Annotated in this window: 8 protein-coding genes; 5 read left to right on the top strand and 3 right to left on the bottom strand. The window is 67.0% G+C overall.

Annotated features, from left to right (window positions below; genetic code table 11):
• A partial coding sequence (locus AAF604_24635; GenBank protein MEM7052872.1) for a cob(I)yrinic acid a,c-diamide adenosyltransferase occupies positions 1–529 on the top strand: 529 nt, incomplete at its 5' end.
• 191 nt (positions 530–720) lie between these two features.
• Here AAF604_24635 and AAF604_24630 read toward each other — a convergent pair.
• The gene (locus tag AAF604_24630) at positions 721–1,572 is read right to left on the bottom strand and encodes a hypothetical protein (protein MEM7052871.1); all 852 of its coding nucleotides are present in this window, start codon (positions 1,570–1,572) and stop codon (positions 721–723) included.
• Between the two features lie 250 nt (positions 1,573–1,822).
• On the opposite strand from AAF604_24630, the gene AAF604_24625 reads away from it, so the two are divergent.
• Together AAF604_24625 and AAF604_24620 are read left to right on the top strand one after the other, a co-directional pair.
• Entirely contained in the window at positions 1,823–2,404 is a 582-nt protein-coding gene (locus AAF604_24625) for an MOSC domain-containing protein (protein MEM7052870.1), read from the top strand.
• 4 nt (positions 2,405–2,408) lie between these two features.
• Positions 2,409–2,951, top strand: a complete 543-nt coding sequence (locus tag AAF604_24620) for a DUF1697 domain-containing protein (protein ID MEM7052869.1) — start codon at positions 2,409–2,411, stop codon at positions 2,949–2,951.
• A gap of 50 nt (positions 2,952–3,001) precedes the next feature.
• Here AAF604_24620 and AAF604_24615 read toward each other — a convergent pair whose 3' ends face one another.
• On the bottom strand, positions 3,002–3,415 hold the full coding sequence (locus AAF604_24615; GenBank protein ID MEM7052868.1) for a DUF6855 family protein: 414 nt from the start codon (positions 3,413–3,415) through the stop codon (positions 3,002–3,004).
• 173 nt (positions 3,416–3,588) lie between these two features.
• Between AAF604_24615 and AAF604_24610 the strand changes: the two genes are divergently transcribed.
• Together AAF604_24610 and AAF604_24605 are read left to right on the top strand one after the other, a co-directional pair.
• Positions 3,589–4,257, top strand: a complete 669-nt coding sequence (locus tag AAF604_24610; GenBank protein ID MEM7052867.1) for an HTH domain-containing protein — start codon at positions 3,589–3,591, stop codon at positions 4,255–4,257.
• An 85-nt stretch (positions 4,258–4,342) separates the two neighbouring features.
• On the top strand, positions 4,343–4,849 hold the full coding sequence (locus AAF604_24605; GenBank protein MEM7052866.1) for an HXXEE domain-containing protein: 507 nt from the start codon (positions 4,343–4,345) through the stop codon (positions 4,847–4,849).
• Positions 4,850–4,878: 29 nt separating this feature from the next.
• Here the strand turns inward: AAF604_24605 and AAF604_24600 are convergent, their stop codons facing one another.
• The gene (locus AAF604_24600) at positions 4,879–5,343 is read right to left on the bottom strand and encodes a DUF4430 domain-containing protein (protein ID MEM7052865.1); all 465 of its coding nucleotides are present in this window, start codon (positions 5,341–5,343) and stop codon (positions 4,879–4,881) included.
• Positions 5,344–5,634: the final 291 nt, after the last annotated feature.

Below are 5,634 nucleotides of genomic sequence, written 5' to 3'. Positions count from 1 at the left end.
CGATGCCGGGGACACCAGCCTGGGCAGCGGCCGTCGGGTTCCCAAGGACTCCCTGCGAACCACCGCCTACGGCACCGTCGACGAGCTCAACGCGGTGGTCGGCGTGGCGCTGGCGAGCGATCTGGACGAGCGTTTGAGGCCCTTCCTACAGGGGGTTCAGAACGACCTCTTTCACATCGGTGCCGACCTCTGTATTCCGGAGGAGGACAAGGAGCGCTTTCCGGGACCGAAGGTTGGAGCCGAGCACGTCGCCGCCCTCGAGGCGTTCCAGGACGAGCTCGCCGAGAGTCTCGAGCCGCTGAGCAACTTCGTCCTGCCCGGTGGGTCGCTGGCCGCGGCTCACCTGCACGTCGCCCGCACCGTCTGCCGGCGGGCCGAGCGGCTGGTGGTCTCGCTGGCGCGGGAAGAAGCGATCGGGGGAGACAACGTGCGCTACCTCAATCGCCTCTCCGACGTCCTGTTCACCCTGTCGCGCTACGACAATCACGCCAAGGGCGTCGCCGAGCCGATTTGGGATAGCAGGCGCTAGGCGGGCTGCCAGGAGTCCTGGGAACGCGAAGTCAAGGCCCGCCCATGGCTCCGAGCGCGATCAGCGCGAGGCGGCGCCTTTGGCGCCGAGGACGGGGGTGAGAGCGAACGACATGTGCGTTCGCTCGAGGGGGGCGCCTTGAGCCCCCCTGAAAAGACCGCAGACGCTGAATAAGTCGCTTCGCGACTTTTTCAGCTGCCTGCCCTGGCGACGCCGGAGATCGGCGCCTTGAGACTCGTCAGGTGCTGTCGAATCTCGTCCTCCAGCGCCCGCTGGGATTTTTCGAGGGCGGTGAGCCGGGGCTCGAGAGCGCTCCCTTCCGGTTCCGCCGCCGGTGTTTCCAGGGCCGCCACCGGGGCACGCCGAGGCCGCACGGCGATCGGTGATCTCTCCGGCGCCTCGAGCTCTGCCAGCAGTGCTTCGAAGGTCGCGATCGCCGACTCCGGAAAACGCCCCTGGTCGGTTGGGATGCGATCCGGGAATCGGGTCAGCAGGTCGCGCAGCACCAGGAAGGGAATACCGGTTCTGCCCGCGATGCCGAGAAGCGTCAGGGTGACGGGGCCGACCGGCGATTCCGTGGGCTGATCTCGGTCCGGTCGTGACGCCGAGGGCCCAGGAGTATGGCCGGGACTGGAATCGTCTTCCCGAGGCGGTTTGTTGCCTCCCGCCGACGGATTGCCGGATCGCCGGCGACGCGAGGGGCGACGCCTTCGGCGCGAGCGGCGGCGGCCCTCGTTGGAGCGTCCTTCCCCGCCGTCGGCCGACCGATTGGCGGCCTGTTTGCCCTGCTTCGCCTTTTTGGCCTTTTCCAGGCTATCGGCGACGGTGAGCTGCTGAGCTGGAATGCTGATCAGGCGACGCCGGGTCTTGGCCGCCGGCGTGGCCTTGCGGTCGAGGTCCTGCACCACCCGGATCGCTTGTTTGGGGTAGCGATGCATGGGGTCCGAGCCGCGCGTCGGCACGCGGTCCGGAAACTCCTCGAGGATGCGCAACAGGCGCGGCAGGGAGACACCGCTTTCTGCCACCAACTCGGCGACGGTCATCAGCGATGACTTCTTCCGACCTCTACGTTCACGATGATTGAAATTCAAGTGAATCCCCTCCGAAAGGCGGAGCCGAGGAACCGTGGACGGTCCCGGCGAAAAATGGCATGCGCCTTAAAGGTTCATTCTAGCAGGAGCTCCCGAGGCCTGAGTCCGGCGGCGCTTCCGGGGCGGGGCTTGCAGTCCCTGCGGCGGTCGGCGATCATCGAGTACTGGAAGCTCCCGTTTCACCCTTCGACGGAGATTCGCCATGCTCGTGGAAACCGATTCTCACGCCCGCCGTGAGGCCCTCGACCGCGGTCTCGAAGAGGTTTGCCAGTCGCCGCGAGACCGCGGCACCGTTGAGCTGATCGTCCGCCGCCCGGCCGAGGGTGAGCGCGAGGTGCTCGAAGTCGGCGAGCTCGATCGCGAGGTCGGGATGGTGGGTGACAACTGGTCGACGCGCGGCAGCTCGCGGACGGCCGATGGCTCGTCCCATCCGCAGATGCAGCTCAACCTGATGTCGTCGCGGGTGGCGGCGTTGGTCGCTGGTGAGCGGAGCCGTTGGCCGCTGGCCGGTGATCAGCTCTATGTCGACCTCGATCTCAGTGCCGAGAATCTTCCCCCCGGCACCCTTCTCACTCTGGGAACGGCGACGATCGAGGTCACTCCCATGCCCCACACCGGCTGCAAGAAGTTCGTCGAGCGCTTCGGTATGGACGCCATGCGCTGGATCAGCTCGCCGCGCGGTCGCGCGCTCAACCTGCGGGGTATCAACGCCGCCGTCGTGCGGCCCGGTAAGGTGCGAGTCGGCGATGCCATCGCCAAGGCCGGCACTGCCGCCGAGGCCTGAGATCATGACCGACCGTCGGCGCTACGTCGCGTTTCTGCGCGGCATGAACCTCGGTGGCCGGCGGATCACCAATCAAGAGCTCTGTGGTCACTTCGAGGCCCTGGGCTTGGCGCCGGCCCACGCTTTCCTGGCGAGTGGCAATGTCGTCTTCGAGAGCGCTTCGGCGGTGACCAGCGCAGCGCTCGAAGCTGGCCTCGAGCAGGCCCTCGGTTACGCCGTACCGACCATGCTGCGAACCGCCGAGGAGATCGCAGCCCTGCTGCGGCAAGAGGTCTTCTCGCCGCAGCAGATTGCGGATTACGGCGGCAAGCCCCAGGTCGCCTTCCTGCCGGCGCAGCCTTCGGCGGAGAAGGCTCGCGCGGTTCTCGCGCTGGCGACGGACCGCGACCTGCTCGAGCTGCGTGGCCAAGAGCTTCACTGGCTGCCCATCGGCGGTATCTCGCAGTCGCAGCTCGACTTTCGATTCATCGATCAGACCATTGGGCCGACGACCGTTCGCACCCTGCGCACCGTGCAGCGGCTGGCGGCCAAGCACTTCTCGGCCTGAGATCGCGAGCGGCTCGCCGCAGGCGGAGCCCTAGCAGGTTGCTGAAAAAGCTAGGGCGCTGCCCGCATGCGGTTGTTGCGAGCCTTGTGCTCGACCTCGGCGAGGCCGAGAGCCTCGAGCACCGGCGGTACATAGTTGCCGAACCGCCCGCGCAGTCCCTTTTTGAGGCCGTACCATCCGCCGACCGGATTGTCGCCCGACCGGCCCCAAGCTTCGACGGTGCCCTCCTTGGCTGGTTTCTGCTCGTCGGCATTGCCGAGCAGCATCCAGTCGCCATGGTCCTGGAGCATGGCATGGAGGTCCTCGATGCAGCGTAGGTGGTAGTGGAGGGTGGTGCTGCCGACCCGCACCACCAGTACCGGAGGCTCGGCGGCGGGATCGCGATAGGCCAGGAATTTCGATTTGCCGGGAGGGGTGGCGAGCTCCCAGGGGTCTTCGGGGGTACCGCTGCCAGAGTGGTTCATGTCCGTTCTCCTCGCTGGATCGATCGGGGATGAATTGCTGCCCGGCGGCTTTCTCGCCGGGCGCGGTCGCGGAGGGCAGATGAGCCGACGGCGGAGCCGCCGACCCAAGGGCTCTTCAGGCGGAATTATGCAAGCTCGAATAGGACATCTGTTGTCATATTCTTCGCAGCCTGATGCGCGCCACCCGATTGATCCAGCTCTTGATGCTGCTGCAGTCCCGACGGCGGGTGACGGTGGGACTGCTCGCCGAGCGTTTGCAGGTTTCCCGACGCACCATCCAGCGCGACCTCGAAGCCCTCGGGCGGGCCGGCGTGCCGGTGGCGACCTGGCGCGGCTTGGCCGGTGGGGTCGAGCTACTGCCGGGCTTCCGAGCACCGTGGGCCCCGCTGACCGTCGACGAGACCGAGAGGTTGGCGCTCTGCCTCGCCGGGCGCCTCGATGTGGTCCGAGCGCTGGACCTGGAGGGGCACGAGGACTCCCTGCGCATCAAGCTTCTGGGGCACCTACCGGAGCCTCGCCGGGAGCAGGTCGAGACTCTCGGGCAACGCTTCCTGCTCGAGCCGGGGGAGTCGGTCGAGGAGCATCGCCACCTCGCCGAGCTGGCCGCGGCAGTGCGGCGAAGTCGGAGCGTCTATCTCCGCCTCGGAGGCGACGAGGAGCTTTTGTTCGAGCCCCTGGTGTTGGTTTGGTGGGGTCGGCGATGGAGCCTCTTCTGCCACCCTGAGGACCTCGTCGAGCTGGATCGGATCGAGTCCTTGCGCACCAGCTCGCGACGCTTCGACCGCCCGCCGGAGCTCGATCTTGGGCCCTTGGTGAGGTCGCTGCAAGGGTCGCCGAGCTGACCCGCTCGCGTCGGCCTGTCGAGGCCGTGCCGTCGACGCCAGCGCGGCGCCGGCGCTGAAGGTCGCTGTGCGATAGTGATGTGCCATGGCAGAAACCCTGGGCAGCGTCGTGATCGCCACCTCGGGTCTCAGCCTCGCGCTCCTCGTCGCCCTCGGTCTGGCCTCGACCCGCCGCTTCGGAGTGATCGTCGGACGGCGCGATCGGTTGGCGATACAACGCCTCTTCCGGATCGCGATCGTCGTCCAAGGGGCCCACTTTCTCGAAGAGCTGCTCACCGGCTTTGCGGTGTGGTTCCCGGCGGTCCTCGGCCAGGCTCCCTGGTCGACGGAATTCTTCGTGATCTTCAATCTCGCCTGGCTGTTCATCTGGCTGGCGGCCGCCGCCGCGCTGCCGACGGGGCGGCGCTGGCCCTTGGCGCCGCTGTGGTTCTTGGCCCTGGCGTTGGCCGGCAACGGGGTCGTCCATCCCCTGTTGGCGCTGCGTGCCGGCGGCTACTTTCCGGGGCTTCTGACCTCACCGTTGACGGGTCTCGCCGGATTCCTCTTGATCACTCGCCTGCTGCGCTCGACGGGACCCGGCGCCGGCCCTTGAAGGCACCGGCGCCGGTTGGATTCGATCGCCTAGCGGCGGGGGGCGGTCGCCTGGCGACGGTCGCTGCTGAAGTGGACATAGTCCCAGGCGACGCTGTCGCCGTCGGACAGGACATAGGCGCCGAAGCCGACACTCGGGGAGACGCCATTGACCTCGTAGACCCAGTAGTAGCCGTTGCTGTCTTGGTCGTTCTCGACGCCGTCGATCGATTCGAGAAAGGCGCTGTCGCCGGAACCGGAGTAGGTGTAGGTGATCGCGGGATTGCAGTCGGTCTCGGCTTCGTCCATCAGGTCGAGAACGGTCGTGGTGCCGTCGCTGATCGGAATGTCGTCGCAGGCCTGGTCGCCCGGATCGTGGAACTCGTCGGTCCAGTCGACGAACAGATCGGCGGTGCCGTCGCTGCTCTCCGTGGAGGCGGATGGGTTGGTGGTGGCGCAGGCGGTCCCGATGAGAAGCGAAACGGCGGCAAGGATCATCCAGTGGTGGATCTTCATGACTCCTCCCTTCAAGTAGTCGTTCTGACAGGGTTGCGACCCGCTCCGCGGATCCATCGCCCTGCCCGCAAGCAGGCTGCTGAAAAAGTCCGCTTCGCGACTTTTTCAGCGCTGCTAGCTGTTTTTTCCGAGAGGGGCTACGCGCCCCTCTCCGGCCCAAGAAGCGCGGTTCTTGGGCCTCCTCTCCCGTCGCGGCGGCTGAGCCGCCGCCGAGCCCGTCTGGGCTCGGTCGCAGGTTGCCGATGAGTTTTTCAGCAGCCTGCAAAAGAACTGCTCGATCGTCCGTTCGGG

Source organism: Acidobacteriota bacterium (assembly GCA_039028635.1).
Lineage (GTDB): Bacteria > Acidobacteriota > Thermoanaerobaculia > Multivoradales > JBCCEF01 > JBCCEF01.
The sequence above is the reverse complement of the archived record's forward strand: the minus strand, read 5'-3'. Positions and strand labels throughout refer to the sequence as shown.